The 21,886-nt window shown below is 71.7% G+C and carries 19 protein-coding genes; 10 read left to right on the forward strand and 9 right to left on the reverse strand.

The annotated features are described in order from the left end of the window. The first annotated feature begins 40 nt into the window (after nucleotides 1-40). Together AC5L36_RS28525 and AC5L36_RS28530 are read left to right on the forward strand one after the other, a co-directional pair. Nucleotides 41-1,102 carry a LacI family DNA-binding transcriptional regulator gene (locus AC5L36_RS28525; protein WP_441221734.1) on the forward strand — a complete coding sequence of 354 codons (1,062 nt, stop codon included), beginning with the start codon at nucleotides 41-43 and terminating at the stop codon, nucleotides 1,100-1,102. Next, nucleotides 1,099-2,508 (forward strand): glycoside hydrolase family 5 protein, encoded by a 1,410-nt coding sequence (locus AC5L36_RS28530; RefSeq protein WP_441221736.1) that lies wholly within the window; start codon nucleotides 1,099-1,101, stop codon nucleotides 2,506-2,508. Before AC5L36_RS28525 ends, AC5L36_RS28530 begins: the two co-directional genes overlap by 4 nt. Before the next feature lie 107 nt (nucleotides 2,509-2,615). Here the strand turns inward: AC5L36_RS28530 and AC5L36_RS28535 are convergent, their stop codons facing one another. Next, nucleotides 2,616-3,017 (reverse strand): PPOX class F420-dependent oxidoreductase, encoded by a 402-nt coding sequence (locus AC5L36_RS28535; protein ID WP_441221738.1) that lies wholly within the window; start codon nucleotides 3,015-3,017, stop codon nucleotides 2,616-2,618. Between the two features lie 68 nt (nucleotides 3,018-3,085). On the opposite strand from AC5L36_RS28535, the gene AC5L36_RS28540 reads away from it, so the two are divergent. After that, nucleotides 3,086-4,129 (forward strand): hypothetical protein, encoded by a 1,044-nt coding sequence (locus AC5L36_RS28540; protein WP_441221740.1) that lies wholly within the window; start codon nucleotides 3,086-3,088, stop codon nucleotides 4,127-4,129. Here AC5L36_RS28540 and AC5L36_RS28545 read toward each other — a convergent pair. After that, nucleotides 4,114-5,136, reverse strand: coding sequence for a helix-turn-helix domain-containing protein (locus AC5L36_RS28545; protein WP_441221742.1), 1,023 nt, complete (start codon nucleotides 5,134-5,136; stop codon nucleotides 4,114-4,116). The two genes, AC5L36_RS28540 and AC5L36_RS28545, sit on opposite strands and share 16 nt — an antisense overlap. Before the next feature lie 191 nt (nucleotides 5,137-5,327). Between AC5L36_RS28545 and AC5L36_RS28550 the strand changes: the two genes are divergently transcribed. From AC5L36_RS28550 to AC5L36_RS28560, 3 genes are all read left to right on the forward strand, one after another. Next, nucleotides 5,328-5,459: a hypothetical protein gene (locus AC5L36_RS28550; protein ID WP_441221744.1), complete on the forward strand. Its 132-nt coding sequence runs from the start codon at nucleotides 5,328-5,330 to the stop codon at nucleotides 5,457-5,459. A gap of 97 nt (nucleotides 5,460-5,556) precedes the next feature. Next, nucleotides 5,557-5,970 (forward strand): helix-turn-helix transcriptional regulator, encoded by a 414-nt coding sequence (locus tag AC5L36_RS28555; RefSeq protein ID WP_494909174.1) that lies wholly within the window; start codon nucleotides 5,557-5,559, stop codon nucleotides 5,968-5,970. Nucleotides 5,971-6,050: 80 nt separating this feature from the next. After that, nucleotides 6,051-8,036: a CATRA conflict system CASPASE/TPR repeat-associated protein gene (locus AC5L36_RS28560; RefSeq protein WP_441221884.1), complete on the forward strand. Its 1,986-nt coding sequence runs from the start codon at nucleotides 6,051-6,053 to the stop codon at nucleotides 8,034-8,036. Here AC5L36_RS28560 and AC5L36_RS28565 read toward each other — a convergent pair. The 7 genes from AC5L36_RS28565 to AC5L36_RS28595 all read right to left on the reverse strand — a co-directional run bounded on the left by AC5L36_RS28565 (nucleotide 8,026) and on the right by AC5L36_RS28595 (nucleotide 15,354). Continuing rightward, nucleotides 8,026-9,237, reverse strand: a complete 1,212-nt coding sequence (locus AC5L36_RS28565; RefSeq protein ID WP_441221750.1) for an aspartate kinase — start codon at nucleotides 9,235-9,237, stop codon at nucleotides 8,026-8,028. The two genes, AC5L36_RS28560 and AC5L36_RS28565, sit on opposite strands and share 11 nt — an antisense overlap. Nucleotides 9,238-9,513: 276 nt before the next feature. Further along, nucleotides 9,514-10,158: an isochorismatase family protein gene (locus tag AC5L36_RS28570; RefSeq protein ID WP_441221752.1), complete on the reverse strand. Its 645-nt coding sequence runs from the start codon at nucleotides 10,156-10,158 to the stop codon at nucleotides 9,514-9,516. Then, on the reverse strand, nucleotides 10,079-11,320 hold the full coding sequence (locus tag AC5L36_RS28575) for an FAD-dependent monooxygenase (RefSeq protein ID WP_441221754.1): 1,242 nt from the start codon (nucleotides 11,318-11,320) through the stop codon (nucleotides 10,079-10,081). The genes AC5L36_RS28570 and AC5L36_RS28575 overlap by 80 nt, the downstream gene beginning before the upstream one ends. A gap of 77 nt (nucleotides 11,321-11,397) precedes the next feature. Continuing rightward, nucleotides 11,398-12,690 carry a phenylacetate--CoA ligase family protein gene (locus tag AC5L36_RS28580; RefSeq protein ID WP_441221756.1) on the reverse strand — a complete coding sequence of 431 codons (1,293 nt, stop codon included), beginning with the start codon at nucleotides 12,688-12,690 and terminating at the stop codon, nucleotides 11,398-11,400. Beyond that, complete coding sequence (locus AC5L36_RS28585) at nucleotides 12,687-13,433, reverse strand: amidohydrolase family protein (protein WP_441221758.1); 747 nt, start codon at nucleotides 13,431-13,433, stop codon at nucleotides 12,687-12,689. Before AC5L36_RS28585 ends, AC5L36_RS28580 begins: the two co-directional genes overlap by 4 nt. After that, nucleotides 13,433-14,554 carry a 3-dehydroquinate synthase II family protein gene (locus AC5L36_RS28590; protein ID WP_441221760.1) on the reverse strand — a complete coding sequence of 374 codons (1,122 nt, stop codon included), beginning with the start codon at nucleotides 14,552-14,554 and terminating at the stop codon, nucleotides 13,433-13,435. Before AC5L36_RS28590 ends, AC5L36_RS28585 begins: the two co-directional genes overlap by 1 nt. Further along, a complete protein-coding gene (locus AC5L36_RS28595; RefSeq protein ID WP_441221762.1) occupies nucleotides 14,551-15,354 on the reverse strand; it encodes a 2-amino-3,7-dideoxy-D-threo-hept-6-ulosonate synthase in 804 nt (267 codons plus the stop codon). Before AC5L36_RS28595 ends, AC5L36_RS28590 begins: the two co-directional genes overlap by 4 nt. 687 nt (nucleotides 15,355-16,041) lie before the next feature. Between AC5L36_RS28595 and AC5L36_RS28600 the strand changes: the two genes are divergently transcribed. The 4 genes from AC5L36_RS28600 to AC5L36_RS28615 all read left to right on the forward strand — a co-directional run bounded on the left by AC5L36_RS28600 (nucleotide 16,042) and on the right by AC5L36_RS28615 (nucleotide 21,868). Next, complete coding sequence (locus AC5L36_RS28600) at nucleotides 16,042-18,795, forward strand: ATP-binding protein (RefSeq protein WP_441221764.1); 2,754 nt, start codon at nucleotides 16,042-16,044, stop codon at nucleotides 18,793-18,795. 92 nt (nucleotides 18,796-18,887) lie between these two features. Then, nucleotides 18,888-20,462, forward strand: a complete 1,575-nt coding sequence (locus tag AC5L36_RS28605; protein ID WP_441221766.1) for an FAD-dependent monooxygenase — start codon at nucleotides 18,888-18,890, stop codon at nucleotides 20,460-20,462. 72 nt (nucleotides 20,463-20,534) lie between these two features. Beyond that, nucleotides 20,535-21,143 (forward strand): hypothetical protein, encoded by a 609-nt coding sequence (locus AC5L36_RS28610; RefSeq protein WP_441221768.1) that lies wholly within the window; start codon nucleotides 20,535-20,537, stop codon nucleotides 21,141-21,143. A gap of 83 nt (nucleotides 21,144-21,226) precedes the next feature. Beyond that, the gene (locus AC5L36_RS28615) at nucleotides 21,227-21,868 is read left to right on the forward strand and encodes a hypothetical protein (protein WP_441221770.1); all 642 of its coding nucleotides are present in this window, start codon (nucleotides 21,227-21,229) and stop codon (nucleotides 21,866-21,868) included. The last annotated feature ends 18 nt before the right edge of the window (nucleotides 21,869-21,886 follow it).

The following is a 21,886-nucleotide window of genomic DNA, read 5'->3' on the forward strand; positions in this document are numbered from 1 at the left end:
AGACGTTCGCACTGGACATGGGCACCCAGGGAGCGACGCCATGAGTCTCGACACCGACGACGCACACCGAAGCAAGCCGCGGGCTCGCCGCGGTGGCGTCCGCCGCGATCCGACGGCGGCCACGATCAGCCGCGTCGCGGACGCCGCGGGAGTCTCCCGCGCGACCGTCTCCCGGGTCATGAACGGCAGCACGACGGTCGCCCCCGAGCTGGCCGCCCGCGTGCGCGCGGCCGCCGAGGCGCTCAACTACGAGCCGAGCCTCCTGGCCCGCAGCCTCGCGCTGGGGCGCACGAGCACGGTCTCGCTGATCGTGCCCGACCTGGCCAACCCGATGTTCCAGGACATCCTGCGCGGCCTCAGCACCGCCGCGGGCGCGCAGGGCCATCGCCTGATGGTCGCCGAGTCCAACGAAAACGCCGAGGCCGAGCAGATCCTCGCGGTCGAGGCACGGCGCCGCTCGGACGGGCTGGTGCTCGCCTCCTCGCGCATCCCCGAGACGCAGCTGCGCGCGCTGCACGAGCGGCTGGCGCCGCTCGTGCTGCTCAACCGGGAGATCCCGGGCACCGCCGTGCCGTCCCTCTCCGTCGACTACCACGCGGGCATCCGCGCGATCGTCGCCCATCTCCTCGGGTACGGGCACCGCCGCCTCGTGTACCTGGCCGGTCCGCCGGCGAGCACCTCCAACACCGACCGGCTCGTGACGCTGCGCGCGGAGGCGGCCGGCAGCCCCGGCTTCCACCTGACCGAGCTCGACTGCGGCTCCACGTTCGAGGCCGGGCACGCGCGGGCCAAGGCGGTGCTCGCCAGCGGCGCGACCGCGGTGGTGGCGTTCAACGACATGGTCGCCTTCGGCGCGCTGAGCGGGCTGCACGAGCTGGGCGTCTCGGTGCCGGGCCAGCTCTCGCTCACCGGCTTCGACGACATCCCGTTCGCCCGCTACACCACACCGCCGCTCACCACCGCCTCCATCCCGAAAAACGAGCTGGGACGCCAGGCGTGGGAGCGGCTGTGGGCGCTGATGAGCGGCGCTCCCCCGGGCTACGATGCTCGCTTTCAGCCACGCTTGCTCGTACGCGACACGACGGGACCGGTTCCTGCATGACTCTACAGTGGATAGAGGCCGACGGAGAGCGCCTCGTCGACGAGGCCGGGCAGCCGGTCACGCTCGCCGGTGTCGGCCTGGGCGGCTGGCTCAACATGGAAAACTTCATCACCGGCTATCCCGGCACCGAGTCGCAGCAGCGCAAGGCGCTCCGCCGGGTGCTCGGCGCGGAAGGCTACAAGCGGTACTTCGACCGCTTCCTCACCGACTTCTTCGACACCGCCGATGCCGAGTACCTCGCGTCGATCGGTCTCAACTCGGTGCGGATCCCGTTCAACTACCGGCATTTCGAAGACGACGACCGGCCGTTCGCCCACAAGGCCGAGGGTTTCGCGTGGCTCGACCGCGCGATCGGGCTCTGCGCCGAGGCGGGCCTCTACGCGATCCTCGACCTGCACGCGCTGCCCGGCGCGCAAAACCAGCACTGGCACAGCGACAACCCCACCCACTGGGCCTCGTTCTGGACCCACCGCCACTTCCAAGACCGGGTGATACACCTGTGGGAGGCGCTCGCCGACCGCTACCGGGACAATCCCGTGGTGGCCGGCTACAACCCGGTCAACGAGCCGGCCGACGCCTCCGGCGAGGCGATCGGCCCGTTCTACACGCGGCTGGAGCGGGCCATCCGCGCGGTCGACCCGCGACACGTGCTCTTCCTCGACGGAAACCGCTACTCCACCGACTTCTCCGCGTTCACCGAGCCTTTCGCCAACACCGTCTACACCGCGCACGACTACGCCCTGCCCGGGATGGCGGCCGGCAGTGAATACCCGGGGATGGCGCGCGGCGAGTACTTCGACCGCGGGGTGGTCGAGGAGACGTTCCTGCGGCGCACCGAGTTCATGCGCCGGACCGGCACGCCCATCTGGATCGGCGAGTTCGGCCCGGTGTACACGGGCGATCCCGAGCGGGACGAGTCACGGCTGCGGCTGCTCCGCGACCAGCTCGACATCTACCGCGCCCACGGCGCCAGCTGGGCACTGTGGACGTACAAGGACATCGGGTTGCAGGGCTTGGTGTACGCCGACCCGGAGAGCCCGTACCTGCGGCGGATCGCCCCGGTGCTGGAGAAGAAGGCACGGCTCGGCGTCGACTCGTGGGGCGGCGTCGACACCGGCATCCGCGACGTGATGGCCCCGATCGAAGAGCTGTTCGCCCGCGAGTTTCCCGAGTTCGAGCCGTATCCGTGGGGCCGCCGCCCGTGGGTCAACCTGCTGGTGCGGCACATCCTGCTGGCCGAGCCGCTGGTCGGCGACTTCGCCCGCTGCTTCGACGGTGTGACCCCGACGGAGGCGGAGGATCTGGCCGGCTCATTCGCCTTCGGCCGGTGTGTGCGCCGCACTCCGCTCGCGAACGCCCTGCGCGAGCACCTCGTCGATGGCGGCGAGCAGGTCGTCGCCAGCTGACTCTTCGTCATCCCGGTCGGGCCGCGCGGGCTCGGGAGGCGGCGGCGGTGGCTGGGATCGCCAGCTCGAACCGGGAAATAGTCACCGGTGACAGGGCAGGGTGGCGGTCAGCCCGGGCCGGCGCGGGTGATGGTGATGCGGAGCAGGACGCGCTCGTCACGGTGCATGGCGGCGCGGTAGTCGTCCCAGTCGGGGTGTTCGCCGGAGATGCGGCGGTAGTAGTCGACCAGCGGCTCCATCGCCTCGGGCAGGCGGACGATCTCCGCCGTGCCCTCGACGTAGAGCCATTCGCCGAAGAAGCCGTCGTTGAGGGCGCACAGCACGACGCGGGGGTCGCGGGCGATGTTGCGGGTCTTGACCAGGTGCTGGCGGGAGCTGATCACCACGTGCCCGGCCTCGTCGACACCGGCGGTCACCGGCGTCAGCTGCGCCCGGCCGTCCGGGAAGTAGGTGGTCAGGACCGCTCGGTGGTTGCGCCGCACGAACTCGCGCGCCTTCTCGATCTCCACGCGAACCAAGGCTACGCGGTGGGCTCCGGGTCGTCACAGTCGCCGGACGCGTTGCATCATGGATGGCGATGTGGCGGTGGCTGAAGCGGTGGAGGCGCAGGCGCGCGCGCCCGGCACCACTCCCGGAGCCGCCGGCTCCCACGCCCGAGGAGGTCGCCTGCGGGCTGCGCGCGCTTGTCGACGACCCCGACCCGGACGTGGTCGCCTCGGCCAGGGAGTTCGCGCTGGTCGCCTCCGGTCCGGTGCTGTCGCTGCTGTGGCGCGCGCACGCGGCGGACCCGCGGATACGAGAAATCCTGCTGGACAACCCGCGGCCCTTGCCGGACGACGCGGTGGACTCGGCCTGGTCGGCATGGCTGTCCACACCGGACCGTCGGCTGTGGGAGAAGCTGGACGGCCGCCCCGCGACCCAGGGCGTGGAGCGCCGGTCGAGCCGGATCGTGCTGGGGTTGGCGACGCCGGCCGAGACGTACGCGGCCGCGCTCAGCGGCGGCACCTCGGATCTGGTGGTGTCGCACGCGGTCGCGATCTGCCGAGACCGTGGATACACGCCCGACGACCCGATGGCACGGGCCGCGCTGTTCGTGCTGACCGGGCAGGTGGCACGCTACCGCGAGCTCGACCCGGACAGCGGGCTGCTGGCGCGCGCCTACCGGCGCGCACCACAGCGGCTGCGGCGACGGCTGCGGGCCGCGATGAGCGAGATCGAGGGCATCGATCTGGTACGGGTCCTCAGCGGTGGCGGCTTCGGACGGCGGGCGCTGACCGAGGTGGAACGGGACTACCTGGTCCGCACCCTGGCGGGCCGCCGGGCCTGGCCGGAGCTGTGGCACCTCGTGCTCGTCATCCCGCTGGTGCACGCGGTCGAGGTGGCCCGCCTGTTCGACGGCTGGCGGCCGCCTCCGGGGCGCGACGGCGACCTCTTCGACCGCCTGCTCGCCGTGCGGGCCCGAGACTTGCGGAAGATGGCGACGCCGGCCCAGAAGGTCTTCGAACGGGAGCCGCACCTGCTACGCAAGAGCACTCTGGACTACCTCGGCCGCACCCACCCGGACAAAGCCGTGACCGACCTGCTCGCCGCCCGCCTGGCGCACCGCTACGACGGCTCCTGAGGCTCGAAAGGACCCCCGGCCAGCACGGCGCGGCACACGTCCCGCTCCGGCCCTGTGGTCGCCAGCAGATACACCACGCGTAGGGCTCCCTCGTGGTGGTAGGTGAAGTGGTCGACGATGCTGCTCACCATCGTGTGGACGGTGGGCTCCAGCTGACCGCCGGCCACGCCGGTGCCGAGCAGGGGGATCAACACGCTGCGGACCGAGCCGACGGCGGCGAGCCGCTCCGCCTCGACGAGGATGTTGCTGACGCACCGCCCGATGTCGGGGACCTGGCGATAGCCCTCGCCCGGCTCGCCCCGCACGGCCGCTACGTGGATGACGTGCCGCACGCGGTTGTGGTCGGCCAACTCGCCGGATCCGGTGGTGACGACCGAGCCAGGCGCGAGCGGCACGCGCCCAGCCACCTTGCTGGCCAGCTCGTTCGCGATGGTGTCTTCGACCACGTGGCCGTTGCCGTCGTGCTTCGCACCCTCGAACCGCACGATCGCCGAGATCGAGTACTCCTCGAAGCGCGACATCCTCATGTTGGTGTTTTCGGAGTTGACCCAGACGTCGGCGATCCGCACCCGACGGATGTCTCCGGTGATGACGCCGACGAGGGTGTCCGGGCGATATCTCTCCCCGGTCAGCCGGTAGAACGTCTCGCTGAAGTGGATGGGCTCCGACCTTCCGGCGGCCTGAGTGGTCGCTCGGGACGCCGGCTGCCGGGCGGGCCAGCCGTCGGCGATCCGCTCCCACGCATCGAGCCACGGGCGCATCGCCGTCACCTCGACGCCGAGCGCGCGCAGCAGGTCCTCGTACACGTCGGAGGGTGGCAGCCGGGTGCCGCGCAGGTACGCGTCGAGCGTGCTCGGCGCGCGCTTGGTCCGCGCCGCGAGGTCGCGCACGGACAGCCGCACCTGGCCCTTGCGCGCGCCGCGCCGCCGCAGCTTGTTGAACGCCTGCACCAGGTCGTCGAGGGTGTGGAGGCTGGTCGGGTCGGGTGGCCGCTCCGCGTGGGTCATCCCGCCTCTCCCGTCCTCTCCTGGCCGCGCGGTGGGTGATGTCCCGAGCCGTCGCGGACGTTCGCGGACACCCGTAATCCGGCTGCCCGGGGCATGTCTCGTTCGATGCTCTTTCCACGCGAAATTGTCGCACTGGCGGGAGATCGGCGTCACGAGCCGGGGCTCTCGGGCAGGAGCGGGAGGTGTGTGAAATGCATCCACGTCGAGGTTTCAACGACCGGCTCCAGGAAGGCATTCAGATCGACGGCGGCGACGTCGCCGACCTGATCTACGGGCTGATCCGGTGGCTGATCGCCGCCTTGGTGAGCGCCTGGCTGAGCTAGGCGACATGCAGAAACGCGTCCAGGTGGGGTGTCTCGAATGCGTCCGGCAAACACAAGCTTTTACGAAGGTCCCAATCCGTTTCCGACCGGCCCGGCGGTGACCACGCGGCTCAGCGTGCGCGGGCTAACCGAACTTGTCGCCCAACTGCTCGGCGTCGACCGACACCAGGTCATCGTCATCGCGGTCGTCGCGGAGGAGGGCCGTGTCGCGGAGCCCGGACGCCGTATGGAAGGGCGCCGGCAGGTACCCCGTGCGGTTCCGCACGCTGCCCCGATGGAGCGGCAGCCCGACGACTCGAGGTGGACCTGCCTGACCGAGCGCGAACGAACGGTGGCCCGGCTGGCCGGACACGCGCTGACGAACCAGCAGATCGCGAACCGCCTGCGGATCTCGCCGCACACGGTGAACTTCCACATGCGACAGGTCTTCAAGAAGCTCGCGATCGACTCCCGGGTGAGCCTGGCCCGCATTGTTCAAGCGCACCAACCAGCCATCGACATCACGCAGTAGGACGTGTCCGACGGGAGTGGGCGGTGGTCCACGAGGAGTTGCCGGCGATGCGGCCGGCCCTGGTGTTCCGTGATCGCTTGGTGCACGACTTGGGCGTCGACCTGGACGACCCGGACGAGCAGTTGGCGCGGGACGGACCGGTGCGGCCGGTGTCCGGTGTGTACGTCACCCGGCAAGGATTGGCCGTGCACTACTTCGCACCGGTTGCCGGCCCGGGAGCCGCGAGGGCGTTCGCGCGGCTCGGCGAGATCTGGCGCCGCTGCCGGATACTGCTCGGTGCCACCGTGCCCACCCTTGACATGCCGGTCGACCTGCCCTCAGGCCCGCCGGCCATGGGAACAGTCGCCGCGGCGCGGGACCCCGCCGCGACTGTACGGATGCTCCTGCGCCGCGACCGCGACGTGCTCACCCTCTCCATCCTGATGTGCGCGTCCGCATCGAAGCGGGGTGTCGGGTGGGCCGGCCTCGACCGCGACTGGGACAGCGTGGTGGCGGAGGTCGGCGACCCGATGCTCGGCGTCGCGCGTCTCTACCTCGGCCTGGCGCCCCCGGCGGCGTCTCCGTTTCGCGCGCTCGACCAAATCGCCTCGTCCGCCGGCCTCCTTCTGGCCGAGGACGACGGCTGGCTGAACTCCGGGGTCATGACCGCAGGGCGTGCGATGTGGGAGCTGACGCCGCGGCTTCAGGTAGCCACCGAGCGCCGCTTCGTCGTGCTCGCCGAAGCCCACAACCGCGCGGGCCTCACCGCCTGGGTCTGGTCCGGTAGCGACCGCGACGCGGCACCGTTCACCCAGTATCTCCTCGACGCGGCGCGGGTCCGATACCACGGCCGTGTGCGGCAGCGGGCCGAAGCCGGGTTGGAGGCCGCGTACGAAGGCGCGGCCGACGTCGAGAAGCTGACCGTCTCGATCGCCTCCCTTCGCGACATGGCGACCTCGGTAGGACTGGCTCGGGACAACATGGTGGCCCGCGTCTCCGCGGCCGACGCGTGCGGCTTCGTCACCGACGACCGGCGTGTGGCCGACCGGCTGGTGCAGCAGCTTGAGGCCGACCAGTCGTACCTGGAGAGCACCCGCGAGCGGGTCGCTGTGCATAACGTACGCAGTGCCCTCGCCGCCACTCCGGCGCCCACGATCGGCCTGGTGACGGCGCTGCCCGTAGAGTTCGCCGCGGTGCGCCAGACGATCACCGATCCGGAGGTGCGGGTGATCGACGGCGACTACGCCACGTACGTGCTGGGCACCATGCCGAGCGCCGATCCGGACAACCCGCATCAGGTCGCGCTCACACTGCTCGGCGGCACGGCCAACCCGGCCGCCGCCGCGGGCGTCACCGGCATGTTCGGCGGCTTCGCGTCGATCAATCAGGTGGTACTGGTGGGCGTCGCCGCCGGCATTCCGGCGCCCAAGCGGCCCGAGCGTCACGTACGCCTCGGCGACATCGTGGTGGCCACGTGGGGGATCGTCGCGTACGACCACATCGGCGACGAAGTAGGTGGCGTCCGCCCACGCCAGGCGTTTCCCCCGCCGTCGGCCCTGCTCACCCCGAAGGCGCTGCTGCTCGCCGGGGAGGAGCGGGCGGGCCTGCGCCCATGGGAGGCCGAGCTTGACCGGATCATCGCGGCACTGCCGGATTGCGCCCGCCCGCCAAGCTCGACCGACCGGCTGCACGCCAGTGACGACCCGCACGCGGAGCGAATCCGGCATCCACGGGCAGAACGTAGCGGTCATCGTCCGAACCGACCGAAGGTCCACTATGCCGCGATCGGCAGCGCCGACCGCTCCGTGCGGAGCGCCGCCTCCCGCGACGCCATCGCCGGCCGCTGGGAGATCAGCGCGATCGAGATGGAGGGGCACGGCGTCGGCACAGCAGCCTTCGCGGCCGGCCGGCAGTATCTCGTCGTGCGGGGCATCAGCGACTACGCGGACAGCCACCTCGACCACGTCTGGCGGCCGTACGCCTCGGCCGCGGCAGCCGCGTACACGGCGGCCCTTCTGCGCCGCTGCCCACCACTGGTCGCGTATGGCGGCCACGTGCTGGGAAACGGCGGCCGCCTCACCGCCTGACGGGAACAGCCCGGTCAAGCCCGAACGCACGATGCAGGACGGTCGCCGCGCGTACGGTTTCGGCCGCCGGCACCACCGCGGACACGCGCATCTGGCTGCCCCCGATCCAGGTGGGCGCGATGCCGGCGGAGGACAGCGTGGTTAGGACGCGGCCGGTGAGGTGCGGCCGGCTCAGGAGGCCGGTGCCGACCACCGACACCTTGCCGGCCGCCGCATCGGTCAACACATGGCCGCCGTACGCGGCAGCCAGGCCGGCCAGCGGCTCACTCAACCGGGCGGCACCCGCGGCGGTGACGGTGAAGCCGCACCGCGGCCCGGCCGCCGCGTACGACAGCAGGTCCGGCGGCGCGGCCTGGTCCGCGAGGAGGTCGAGCAGGTCGCCCGGCGGGACGCCGCCGTCGACCGTCAGGTGTACGACGTCGGTGTCGTGTGCCACCGCGACGACGTAGGAGCGGCTCTCCAGCCCACTCGAACGGCACTCGATTACGGTGGCAGGCTCGTCTGACGCCGCGTCGCGCACTTCGATGTCCACATCGGACATCCTGGCGAGCTCAACGGAGCGGGCGTGCAGGACCCGCGCGCCGGCGAAGGCCAGCTCGGCCATCACGTCGGACGGGAGCCGGTGCAGCAGCCGCGCACTCGGTACCATCCGGGGATCTGCCGTGAAGACACCCGCGACGTCCGTGTAGATCCGGCAGACACGCGCGCCGAGCTCGGCCGCGAGCGCGACCGCCGAGGTGTCGGAGCCCCCGCGCCCCAGCGTCACCACGTCGCCGGCGTCGTTGACGCCCTGGAAGCCGGCAACGACTACGACATTGCCATCGGCCAGCAGGCCGCGAACCCGCCCGGTGCACACGCGCTCGACCAATCCGCCGCCGTGCGGGCCGCTTACCCGGAAGCCCGCCTGGCCGCCAGTGAGCGACACCGCGGGTACGCCCCGGTCCCGCAGCGCGATCGCCAGCAGCGCGGCAGAGACACACTCACCCGTGGCGAGCAGCTGGTCGGTCTCGCGCGGGTGGGGCACGCCGCTGACCTGAGCTGCCAGCCGCAGCAGGTCGTCGGTGGTGTCCCCGGTCGCCGAAACCACGACGGCGACCGGCCACCCAGCGGACCGGATATGCGCGATCCGCTCGGCCACCATGGCGATCCGCGCCGCTGTCGCCACCGAGCTGCCGCCGTACTTCTGCACTACCGTCGTCATGTACACCACGCTATGCGGAGCGGCCCTGTGGCAACCACCGCCAATGCGAGTAGTAGCCACAGTCCTTTGTAGACAACAGTGTGGAGCACCGAAAGTCGAAAAAACGCGCTCGTCGAGCCGAGCGCGTAGCTGCGGATCGCGCTGGGCGGTGCCGACGTCCTCGCTGCCAGCCGTGGCGTGTACGACCTGCTCGTCCAGGTGGGCTCGGAGGAGCGGGTGCGCGCGGTATGGCAGGACTTCGCAGCGCTGACCGTCACCGCATGGCGCGCTTGTCGGCTAGCCACAGGCGCGGAGTGCGGTGACGAGATCCTCCGTGGTCGCGGTCACCGCGCAGCGCCGGGCGGCGTAGTCGAGCGCCATGAGGTGGTCTTCGGCGGTGAAGTCCGCGACCGCGTCCGCCACCAGAAACGGCTGGATGTCGTGCGAGTACGCGTCACAGGCGGTCAGCAAGCAACCGATGTGCGCGAAGACGCCGCAGACGATCAGCTGGTCGCGCCCCACCGCCGCCAGGTGTGCCGCGAGCCCGGTGCGGTGAAACGCGCTGTAGCGGCACTTCGTCACCACCAGGTCGCCTGGGCCAGGCGAGATCTCCTCGACGACGCCCCTCGCCTCGGCCGCGTCGGACATCCCTTCGCCCCATACGTCGTAGAGCAGACCGCGGTCGGCGCGGGACACCTGTCCAGGCTGGACGGTGAACACGACGGGGATCCCTAGTGCGGCGGCCGTGCTTCGCAACTCGCCGATGTTGGCGAGCAGGTGCTTGGCCGGCGATCGATCCGGTGGAAAGAACGAGAAGAAGTACCGCTGCATGTCGTGGATGAGCAGCACCGCACGGCGCGGGTCAGCCCGCCACTCCGCTGGGCCTGGGCGCAGCTGCGCCACCGTCGGCATCGGGTACGGCGCGATGGTCGGGATCGACATCGGAGGGCTCCGTTCGTGATCGAGGCGGGTGGTCCCACCCGTACAGCCAGTCCTGATCGGACAGTTGGGCGCCGGCGAGCTCGCGGTCGCGCTGCCGCTGACGTGGCCCGTCGGGAAGGTGCATGCGCACGGCCCTTTCCCGCACCGCCGCCACGACGCGGTCGACGCGCGGGCGGCGGAGCGCCTCGTACCGCGCCAGCCCGCCCGGGTCGCGTACGCACGCGGCGAGGGTGGCCGCGTCTTCGATGGCCTGGGTCGCGCCCTGCGCGAGGAAGGGCAGCATCGGGTGGGCCGCGTCGCCGACCACCACGATGCGACCCCGGTGCCAGCCGCGCAGCGGCGTCCGGTCGAAGAGTCCATGGTGGACAAGGTGGTCCGCGGCGGCCAACATGCGCCGCACGTTCGTGTGCCAGCCCTGGTACGCGTCGGCCAGCCGGCCCGCGTCGCCGCGGGTGAACCCCTCCGGTGAATGATCGGACTCCACGGTGGCGACGAGGTTGACCGCGCCGGAGCGGCCGACGGGATAGCAGACGCAGTGCTGTCGCGGGCCCAACCAGACGGTGATCCGGTGCGGTCCGGAGAGCCACGGCAGCCGGGCCACGGGTATCAGCGCGCGATAGACCGTGTGGCCGGTGAAGCGCGGGGCGTCCCCGGCGAGTGCGCGCCGCACCACGGAGTGGATCCCGTCGGCGCCGACGGCGATGTCCGCGTCGTGCGCCTGTCCGCCGGCGAACCGCAGCCGGACGCCGTACGGCGACTCGTCGAGGCCGACGCACTGCTGTCCGAACTGGACGGTGCCGGCGCCGCACCGGGCCTCGACCGCGTGCAGGAGCATGCGGCTCAGGTCGGTGCGGCGCAGCGCGTAGTACGGGACGCCGTACCGCTCCTCCGCCGCGGGGCCGAGCTCGGTGCGGCCGATCAGCCGGCCGTCCTGCCACCGCCGCAGCTCCACGGCGGCGGGCCGGGTCGCGACGGCGCGCAGGGCCGGCCCGAGGCCCAGCCGGTGCAGCACCCGCGCGCCGTTCGGCGCGATCTGGATGCCGCCGCCCACGTCCGGCGGCCCGCCGGAGCGCTCGAAGACCGTGCAGCGCACGCCCTCCAGGGCCAGTGACGCGGCGGTGACGAGGCCGCCAACACCCGCGCCGACAACGGCGACCCGCATCGGACCCTCCACTTGGTGAGCGAGCTTGCCACCAGACTCAGTGATCGACCTACAGCGCTGCCCGCACGATCAGGCGGCTAGTAATACCGCAGCGCCTTGGCCCAGTCCTCGTCCTCGCGGAAGAGACCGCGGGGCTTCATGACGTCGGCGGTAGCGGTCAGCAGCGGAGCCGGCACGAGCCCGCCCGGCGGCACCGGCACCACCTCGGCGTCGATGCCGTAGGTGCGGCCGATCGCCGCCACGAGCGCGGCGACGGCGGGCGCGCGGTGCCGGTCGGCCACCTCGATCTCGACCCGCAGACGGGTGCTACCGGCACGGGCCCGCCAGAAGAGCACGCCGTACTCCGCCGGCAGGCCGAACACGAGCTCCTCCAGGCCGATCTGGGTGAGTGGCACCCCGGCGGTCCGGCAGTCGAAGGCGGTGCGCCCCAGCACCCGGACGGTCGGCAGCCACCAGCCGCAGGCACAGGTGCCGTACGCCACCTCGACCTCGTCCTCGATGTTGTACCGGAGCAGTGGCATTGCCTCGCGGAAGAGCGGCGTGACGACGAGCTGGCCCCGGCCGTCGGGCGCGGTACGTCCCGTCGCCTGGTCGTACACCTCGAAGATGGCGCGGTCGGCCCAGAGGTGCAGGCTGCCATGCGGGCACACCCCGGCCAGGCTGCCGGTCTCCGTCGCGCCGTAGTCCTCCACCACCGGTGCGCCCCACAGCGCGGCGATCCGGTCGCGGCGCGCCGCACTGAGCGGCTCGCCGGCGACGATGAGCGCGCGCAGCGCGGGGAAGTCGCGGTCGGTGCGGTGGCCGGCGAGGGCGGCCGCCGCCGCCCACAGCAACGCGTCGGTCGGCAGCGACCAGGTCAGTGTCACGTCCAGGTCGCGCAGCACCCGGACCACACGGGAGTACGGCATCGCGAGCGACCGGTTGTCCGCCGGCACGACCGTCGCGCCGCACATCCGGGCGGCGGCGTGCGCGAGGTGAGCGGTGAGCATGAGGGAGTACGGCGTCCGGACGAGGAACATGTCGCTCGGGTGGATACCGACCGGCTTGCGGACGAACCGCTCGGTCAGGTCCAGCCAGTCGCCTTCCGTGTAGTACGCCGACGTCGGTGCGCCGCTGCTGCCGCTCGACTCGTGGTAGGTGGCGAGCTCGGCCCGGTCGACGGCGAGCAGACCGAACGGGTACGCCTCGCGCAGGTCCCGCTTCGTGGTCAGCGCGACGTCCCCGAGCTCGGCGCGGTTGGTCGGCACATCCCCGCGCGCCCGGTAGAACGGGGAGCGCGCCGCCGCCCGCAACGTCTCCACGAGGTGCGTGTCCTGGATCCGGCGCAGTTCGTCATACCCGTGCCAGTCGCCGATCCGTGGCAGGTTCACGACTCCTCCTCTCCGAGCAGGCGGCACGCGTTCGCCGCCATGACGAGGTGGCGGTCCGCCCGGCTCATCGGGACGGCCGCGAGCTTCACGATCTCCACCCGCGGGTGCTGGAGCGGGTACGCGGTGCCGAACACCACCCGCTCCGCGCCGAGCCGCCGCAGCGCCAGTGCGGCCGCGGCCGTGTAACAGCCGGACGTCTCGGCGACGATGTTCGGGCAGGGCGCGATCGTGGCCAGGCCACTCGCGTCCAGCCCGGTGTGTCCACAGTGTCCGTACACGAAGGTCACCTCCGGGAAGCGGCGGGCGAGGGTCACCAGGTCGCCGGTGCGCGTGCCCGGCTGGGCCAGGCACACCAGGTAAACCGGATGCCGTGCGGCCGCCGCGGTCTCGACGAGCGCGGCCACCGCCGGGTCGTCGAGACGAAAGCCGTGCACCGCGGGCGAGATCTCCAGCCCGCGGTAGCGCGGCGCGGCGGCCCGGTACACGGCGACGTCGCGGCACGGGTCGGCGAAGAAGAACGGCAGGAGCCGGCCGCTTGTGTCACGAGCGAGCGCGAGGGTGCGCCCGTTGTCCACCGCCACGTCGCTGCGGCCGCCGTCGACGATCTGCGTGGAGAGGCGGTCGAGGTCCAGCAGGCCGCCGGCGGATACGGCGGCCCGCTCGATGCCGGCACCGTCCATCGCCGCGAGCAGCGCGCCCGCGGCGTCCGGGCCAGGACCCAACCTCGCGTGGAAGTCGAACATCACTGCTCGTAACAGAACTCGTCGATGGGGTACCCGACGTGCCGCTCGCGTTGCGGCAGGTGGCCCAGGATCCGGTCGCCGGGCTGGAGCTCGGTGGAGTTGAGCACCGCGCCGCCCGGGCCGAGGATCCGCACGTGCCAGTCGTCCTGCACGATCACGTTGACCCGCTGCCCGTCGTCGGACACGGCGTCGATGGAGAGCAGCGGGCGGGTCTCGATCTTGACGCGCCCGACGATCGCGTGCCGGGTGCGCCCGTCCGCGCCGACCGCCAGCACCGTCTCGCCCGCGGCGAGCTCGCTCAGGTACCGTGTGCGCTCCGAGTCGGCGAGGGTGTACGACATGATCGCGCCGGCGTTGACCCGGAACGGCCGCGTCCGCATGTACGGCAGCGGGTGGGTCTCGCTCACGCAGAGCACCATCCCCTTGGCCCGCGAGCCGACCAGGATGCCCTCGTCCTTCTCCAGGTAGGTGCAGGTGTCGACGCAGGCCCGTTCGCCCATGCCGGCGTGGGTGACGCCGGTGACCGTGAGCGTGACGAGTTGGATCGCGCCCGGCTTGCTCGTCACGACGTCCCGGAGGCGGGCCGCCTCGCCCGGTGCGCTGGGCGCGAGCATCAGCCCGCCCGGCCCGTGCTGGAGGACGCCGAGGTGCACGGACGCGTCGGCCAGCCGCTCCATCACGGTGATGATCAGGCCGGACGCGTCCGCCGCGGCGGCGAGGACGATCTCCAGCGGGATGTACGTCGGGTCGCGGAAGCTGATCACCGTGCACGCGTCCCGCCGGACGCTCGCGCACGCCCGGTCCAGGCTCTCCTGATCGGTGACCTCGATGAAAACGCCGAACCGCCGGTCCGGATACCGCTGGGCCAGCTGGTCGGGCGTGCCGTGCACGGCCGGGTCGACCACGACAAGGTCGGCCGCGCCGAAGTCGTCGGGTAGTTCGGGGCCGGCGGGCAGCAGCACGCGCGTAACCGTCGGCGGCAGCGGTGCGAGGTCGGCGGGGTCGGCCGCGACGATCGCGTCGAAGCCGTGGTGCAGCGCCTCCTGGCAGAGCGCCGGCGCCGACTCGCCGGCGGATCGGATGTCGAGCCAGCACTGTTTCATCGACGGTTCCCTTCTCATCGGGTCCCTCCCAGGACCGTGGACGCCGTCCGGTCGTGGACGAGCGCGGCGACGCGGCGAGCCATCGCCGCTGGATCTGTCGCGGTGAATACGAGGCGTCCGGCGGCGATGCCGCCCGCGCCGGCGCGCATGGCCTCGGCCAGGTGGCGCAGCGCGCCGTCGGCGCCGGACGACGCCGAGCCGCCGGCCGCCAGGACCGGCACCGGGCAGCTCGCGGTGACCTCCGTGATTCCGCTGGCCGCCTTCGGCAGCGCGGACTTGACCAGGTCGGCGCCGAGATCGGCGGCGATGACGGCCGCGTGCGCGACGAGGTCGGCCAGGCGTCCGTCGGCGACTTTCGGCCCGCGCGGATAGAGCATCGCCACGAGGGGTACGCCCCAGCGGTCGCACGCCTCGGCGACGGCGGCCAGGTCGCCGATCTGCCGGCCCTCCGTTTCCGAGCCGACGTTGACGTGCACGCTCACCGCGTGTGCGCCGAGCCGCAGCGCCTCCGCCACCGAGGACACGAGGTATTTCGCGTCCGGGTCGGGAGCGTGCCGCGTACTCGCGCTCAGATGGACGACGAGGGACAGCGACCTAAACCAGCGCACGTCGATGTGCCGGAGCGCGCCCTTGTGCAGGACGACAGCGTCCACGCCGTTTTCGGCGAGCTGGCCGACAAGCCTGTTGAGCTGGCCGTTCCGGGTGATCGGACCGCTGGTCACCGAATGGTCGAGCGGCACGACGAAGAGGCTCGACGGATCGTGCCGGTAAAGATGCTGTAGCCGGATCCGGCCGCCGATCGTATTGTTGACAGTCATTCCCGCTCCTCGTGGAGCACGATTATTCGCATGTCGAAAACGGTAGGGGTGCGGCCGATTCGCGCCCATTGCACGAATGAGTAGGGGCGAGCGGCACCGCTTGTTCGAGTAGTAACTGGCGAGGCGGACCCTGGCGCCCCGTCGGGTACCGGCACCGCGGCGCGCCGGCGTCCCGCGATCGGGAACTGTCGGATTTCCGGCGGGAGCGGGATTTCCCCGTCCGGACTCCTCGTCAGCGGGCCGGTGGATGACGATGGTCGACGCCGGGGACGGCTCCACCGCGACGCTCGTCATTTCGCCGCATCGACCGGCTTGGACGTGCCACTACAGCGGTTTGACCGGGATCTGCCCGACGGGCCGGACCTCCCGCTCACCGGCCCGCGGCCCGGCGACCTCCTGCGACCGGCGCCGTCCACGCGTTGATCAAGCCGCGCACCCGGTTTCATATCAAGTCCGTTTTGACAGAGAACGGACCTGCGATTCTCCGCCGGATGATGCTCGAATTGGTGGCCGAACTCGGCAGGGCGACGGCGGCGAACTTGTCAAGTGGCGGGGCCGCCGTGCCGTACGGCAAATGACCGGGCTACGAGCGGCACCAGCAAGGTCATCCGAAAAGGTTGCTTAACTGGATCACCGCTGTCCACAAGAATCTGCGCTTAACGTTGGGCGTTACAAGATCCCCGGGGGGTGGATCCGCTGACGACTTTCGGTCGTGACCGAGAATTGGCGATCTTGCATGAGGCGTTCGCCGACACGGCGCGGGGGGTTGGCGGGTGCCTGGTGTTGACCGGCGCGGCCGGTATCGGCAAGTCGAACCTGCTGCACACGGCGGTCGGCGTGGCGCGGAAGGCGGGTCTCGCGGTGGCTTCGCGGGCGGCGTTCGAGCTGGACCGGGCGGCGCCGTTCATCACGCTGGCGGCGGCGCTGCAACGGATCCAGCCGGCGACGCAGGCCTTCGGGTGGGTCGCCGAGGCGGGTGAAAACCAGGTGCGGACGCTGGACCGGCTGACCGGTGACCTGGAAGACTTCGTGGCACAGCAGCCGCTGGTGATCGCGATCGACGATGCACAGTGGACTGACGAGTTCAGCGCCCTGGCGTTGCGGGAGCTGGTGACCGCGCTGGCGTCGTCGCCGGTGCGGTGGCTGTTCGCCCGCCGGCCGATGCAGGAAGGCACCCCGGGCCAGCACCTCGTCGAGCGGTTGATCCGGGAGGGCACGCCGGAAATCGTGCTGGGCCGGCTCGACGAGGACGCGGTGGCAAAGCTCTGCTCCCGCGTGGTCAAGGCCAAAGTGGACGACACCGTGCTGGCGCTGGCCGCCGGCTTCGACGGCAACCCGCTGGCGCTGGAGCAGCTGATGCAAGCGCTGCTGACGACGGGTCAGCTGCTGGTGCGCGACGGGGTGGCGACCGTCGTGGGTGACCAGCTGCCGTCGAGCTTCATCACGACCGTCCAGCAGACGATGAGCGGCCTGTCCCCACAGACCCGCCAGATGATCGGCGCCGCGTCGGTGTTGCGTGACAGGTTCACGGTCGACCACCTCGCGCGACTGCTCGAAAGCCCGCCGGCCGCGCTGCTGCCCTCGATCGAGGAAGCGACCACGGCCAAGGTGCTCGTCGACGAGGGTGACGGCCTGGCGTTCGCGCACGAGCTGGTGCGGCAGGCGGTCTACGGCAGGCTCGGCAGCGCCGTCCGCACGCTGCACCACCGGGAGGCGGCGGTCATCGGCCGGGAGGAGGAGCGCTCACCGGTCGAGGTGGCCGAGCACCTGCTCAACAGCGGCCGGTCCACCCGCGAGGCGGTCGGGCTGTTGCACGAGGCGGCGCTCGAGGTCGCCGCGGTGGCGCCGAGCACGGCCGCGGACCTGATGGTGCACGCCCTGGAGGTGCTCGGCACCGACGACCCGGGCCGCGCCGAGCTTGTCGCCGACACGGTGCGGCTGCTCGCGTCGGCCGGCCGGTTGGAGCAGGCGCAGCAGCTGGGCGAGGCGGCCCTGCACGCGGGTCTGGAGGCTCGCATCGAGGCCGCGTTGCTGCTCGGGCTCGCCGAGGCGTTCAAGCACGCGGGCCGAAACCGCAACGCGGTGGAGTACGCCGACCGGGGCCTGCGCTATCCCGAGGTGCCGGAGGCGGTCCGGGCCCGGCTGTGGGCGGTCCGCGCGCACGCGCTGTTCTACACCGGTGACCTGAGCGAGGCGGACCGCTCCGGCTCCAGCGCGTACGAGTCCGGGATGGTGGCCGAGGAGCCCGGCGCGGCGGTCTTCGGGCTCGCCGCCCGCAGCCTGGCCGCGCAGGCCGAAGGCCGATTGGACGACTCCTACGCCTACGCGAGCGAGGCCACCGAAATAGCCGACGGCGCGCGGGGCGAGGCCGCGCACTGGCACCCGCGGATCTGGCTCGGCGCCGCCCTGGCCGCCCTCGGCCGCGTCGACGAGGCCGCGACGACCCTGCGGCGCGGCCGGCAGGAATCCGAACGCCTCGGCACCGCCTGGTCCACGCCGCTGTGGCACTACTTCCAGGCCCTGCTGCTGACCGCCGAAGGCCGCCTGGACGAAGCCATCGCCGAGTCCGACGCCGGTGTCGAGGTCGCCGAAAACCTCACCGCCTACGCCCTGGCGGTGCCGCTGCTGGCCGGTCTGGCCCGGCTTGCCGTCCTGCGCGACGAGACCGACCAGGCCCGCGGGTACATCGACCGGATGCGCCGCTGGATGGCAGACGGCATCACCACCGCACCCGAAGACGCCACCTGGGCCGAGGGCGTACTGCAAGAGGCGACCGCCGGCCCGGCCGCCGCACTGCAAACCCTCGCCACCATCTACGACGCGATGCCGCACCGGTCGCTGCTGATCGTCCAGGACCCCGGCGCCGCCGCCACGCTGGTGCGCATCGCGGTCGAGGCCGGCGAGCCAGAGCGGGCCGAGATCGTGGTCACCGCCGCGCACAAACTCGCCGAACGCAACCCCACCGTGCCCGCCCTCACCGCCGCCGCCGCACACGCCGACGGCGTCCTGCGCCGCGACCAGGACCGGCTCCGCGCCGCCGTCGACGGCTACCGGAGCACCCGCCACCGGCTCGCGCTCGCCGCCGCGCTGGAAGACGCGGCCGACCTCAGCGGCGACAACGACGACGCGGCCCGGCCGCTGATCGAGGAGGCACTGTCCATCGCCACCGACTGCGGTGCCGAACGCGCCCGGCACCGGCTCGAACAGCGCCTCGGCCCGCCACCCGTCGACGAGCCGCCGGCCCCTTCCCCACTCGCCTCGCTAACACCGGCCGAGCTGCGGGTCGCAATTTTGGTCGCAAGGGGACGAAGCAACCGCGATATCGCCGCCGAACTCTTCCTCTCTCGGCATACTGTCGACAGCCACCTGCGCAAGATATTCACGAAACTCGGCGTCAACAGACGCGCCGCACTCGCATGGTTCTTCCGCGAAGGACCGTAATAGCGCAAGCACGTGATGCCGTAATCGGCCGCCATCCCGAAACATTGCCATGGAACGTCGTAACGGGGACTGCGACAGGGGGGTGGGGTCTCTTGGCTACGCCAGCACTGCGTACCGAGGTGCTCGTGGTGGGAGCCGGGGCGGTGGGTGCAATTCTCGCTTTGGAATTGGCACATCACAATGTCACGTCCATAGTGGTCGAGCGGGCGGTGACCGGGCCGCGGCATCCGGGCCTCGACTTTCTGGCCGGGCGCAGCATGGAGCTGCTGCGGCGGCTGGGGTTGACCGAGCTGATCCGCGAGCACGGCGTGACCACCGACCATCCGACCGGGTTGCAGTGGAGCCAGGGCCTCGACGAGCCCCCGATTCTCGTCGCACCGGGCGACTCGGCGCGCACGGCGCTCGACGACGGGGGCGCACCGGTAGAAGGCCACCAGCGGGTGTCCGGCGCCAAGCTGGCCAAGCAGCTGCGCGATGCCGTGCGCCGCCACCCCCGGATCGACCTGCGCGAGGGCTGGACCTTCACCGGGCTGCGGATCGAGCCCGACGGCGCGGTGGTCGAGCTGATCGAGGCGGGCACGGGCGACCGCCACTTCGTCGAGGCGCGACACGTCGCCGGCTGCGACGGCGCGCACAGCACGGTGCGGCGGTGCCTGGAGGTGCCGATGGAGCAGCTGGCCGCGCCGGCACGGCACTGCTCGGTGTACTTCCGGAGCGAAGACCTCACCCGCCGCTTCGCGCGCCGCGGGCTCTCCACCGTCATCGTCGGCGGCGTCGCGCTCGTATCCCGCGGCGACAACGACACCTGGGTCGGCCATCTCGGCCTCGCGCCCGACGAGCCGATCACCACCGATCCGGTCGCCGTGCTCCGCGCGATGCTCGGCGTGCGGCTCGACCCGGCCGAGGTGCTCGGCGTCACCCAGTGGGACGACTCGCTCGCGGTCGCGGCCACCTACCAGCGCGGTCCCGCCTACCTGGTCGGGGAGGCGGCCCACCGCTTCCACCCCGTCTCCGACAGCGCGGACATCAGCGTCGGCGACGCGATCGACCTCGGCTGGAAGCTCGCCGCGGTGATCAACGGCTGGGGCGGCCCCGGCCTGCTCGCCAGCTACGAGCTGGAGCGGCGCCCGCGCGCGCTGATCGACCGCGAGATTCTGGCCCGGGCCCTGGAGACCCGGCGAAGATTCAGCCGCCTGGCGAAGGCCGGCGCGACCCGAGAGCTGCTCGCCGAGGTGCTCCAGCAGGAGCCACACCAGATCGGCACCGCCGGCATCCAGGTGGGCGACCGGCTCGCGTCCTCGGTCATCTGGACCGACGACCGTCCACAGTGCTCTCCGTCAGACAGCGTCAAGTGCACTGTGGCACCCGGCGGTCGGGCCCCGGCGGTACGGATGGCCGACGGATCGCAGCTCTTCGACCGGCTGGGTCCGGAGCTGACCCTGGTCGACCTGAGCGACGACGCCGCGGGCCGGCCGCTCGTCGACGCCGCACTCGAACGCAAGATCCCGATGGACCACCTCGCCACCGCGGATCCCGCCGTGCGCGCCCGCTGGGGGTTCCCACTGGTGCTCGTGCGGCCGGATCAACACGTCGCGTGGCGTGCCGGTGCCGCGCCCGCCGACTGGCACAACGTGCTTGACCTGGTGACCGGGCGCAAGACCACGTGAACACGTCATGTGTCACACCGGACTGTTCGGACAGGCTCAGGCCAATGTGAGGCACCGACAGAGGGCAGGACCATGACCCTGGCTATCTCCAACCCCAACCTGTTCAACACCGTTGTCGGCGAGTGGCACCGTCGCCTCTCCACCACCCGGTCCCCCAAGCGCAACCACTGGCACACGAAGATGATCTACTTCCGCTCCGTGGCGCGGCTGCTCGCGACGCACCCGGGCATCCGGCTCACCTGGCGGCGGATCGTCGAGGCGGCCGGTCCACAAGGCAGCCGCAGCACCTTCTACGAGGTCGCCGGCGCGCACGCCCGACATCCACTGATCGACGACCTGATCCAGGACGGGCGGCTCGACTCGATCCAGCTCGCGCTCTGCTACCGCCGGCCCGACGCGGTGACCCAGCTCATCGACGAGACGAAGGTCTGGTCGTTCTGGCCGTACCGCGAAGGCCTCCTGGCCACGTTCGCCGCCGAGCCCATGCCGGCCGAGGAGATGGAGGCCGCGCTGGCGCGCTCGCTGAGCGCCTGGGCGGCGCGGCACCCGGGGCTGGCCGCCGCGCTCAACCACGCGCCGCCGGCCTGCGCGGTGGAAGACCTGATGATCATCAAGGGTGGCCGAGTGGCCGCGATCCGCGCGACGAACGAGCTGAGCGACATCATCCGACAGGCCACTTGACGGCAAAACGACGCATTTACGTCATGGCAACGGGGCAGCGCTTCCGAACACTCGACGTTCTCCCCTCGAGACGAAGGGTCGGCATGAGAGACAAGCGCTCCAAAGACTGGACCAAGCCCGTCGCTCCCTCGATCCGGTACGGACTGTTCGCGCGCCTCTCCGACTGGTGGTGCGCCGGCCGCGACGGCCGGAAGGGCATCCCCTCGGTGCCCACGGACGCGCGGCCGGGCACCCCGGCGGCCGAGCTGACTACGCCGCGGATGATGGTTCTCGGCCAGCTCGGCGTCGGCCGCATCGAGAAGGTGTGGATCGCGTACCAGCTCGACGTGGCCGCCCTCGAGGCCGAGCTGAAGGAGCGGTCCGCCCGCCGCGACGCGCTCGCCGTCGAGTTCGGCGAGGCCGGCCAGCGGCTCCCGCGAGAAGTGGTGCACACCCTGGCCGCCCGCGTGGAGGAGGCCGAGGCGGAGGTCGCGCGCGTGGAGGAGCAGATCAAGATCGGGCTACGCGTGACACAGCGCCACGCGTCGATGATCGAGGCGTACGTGCGGCGGCGGTGCGCGGCCTACCTCACTCGCCTCGTCCGCGTACACCCGGACGGCGCCCGGCTCAACCACCTCATGCGCCCGCGCTGGCCCGACCAGGTCGACTGGGCCCGCGCCAGCCTGGGCCCGGAGCTGCCCGCGCCGGTCGCGCGCGCCGGCGTCCTGGGCGTGCGCGGCAGCTGACCCGCCGTCGACGGTGTG

Source organism: Phytohabitans sp. LZ39 (assembly GCF_059359075.1).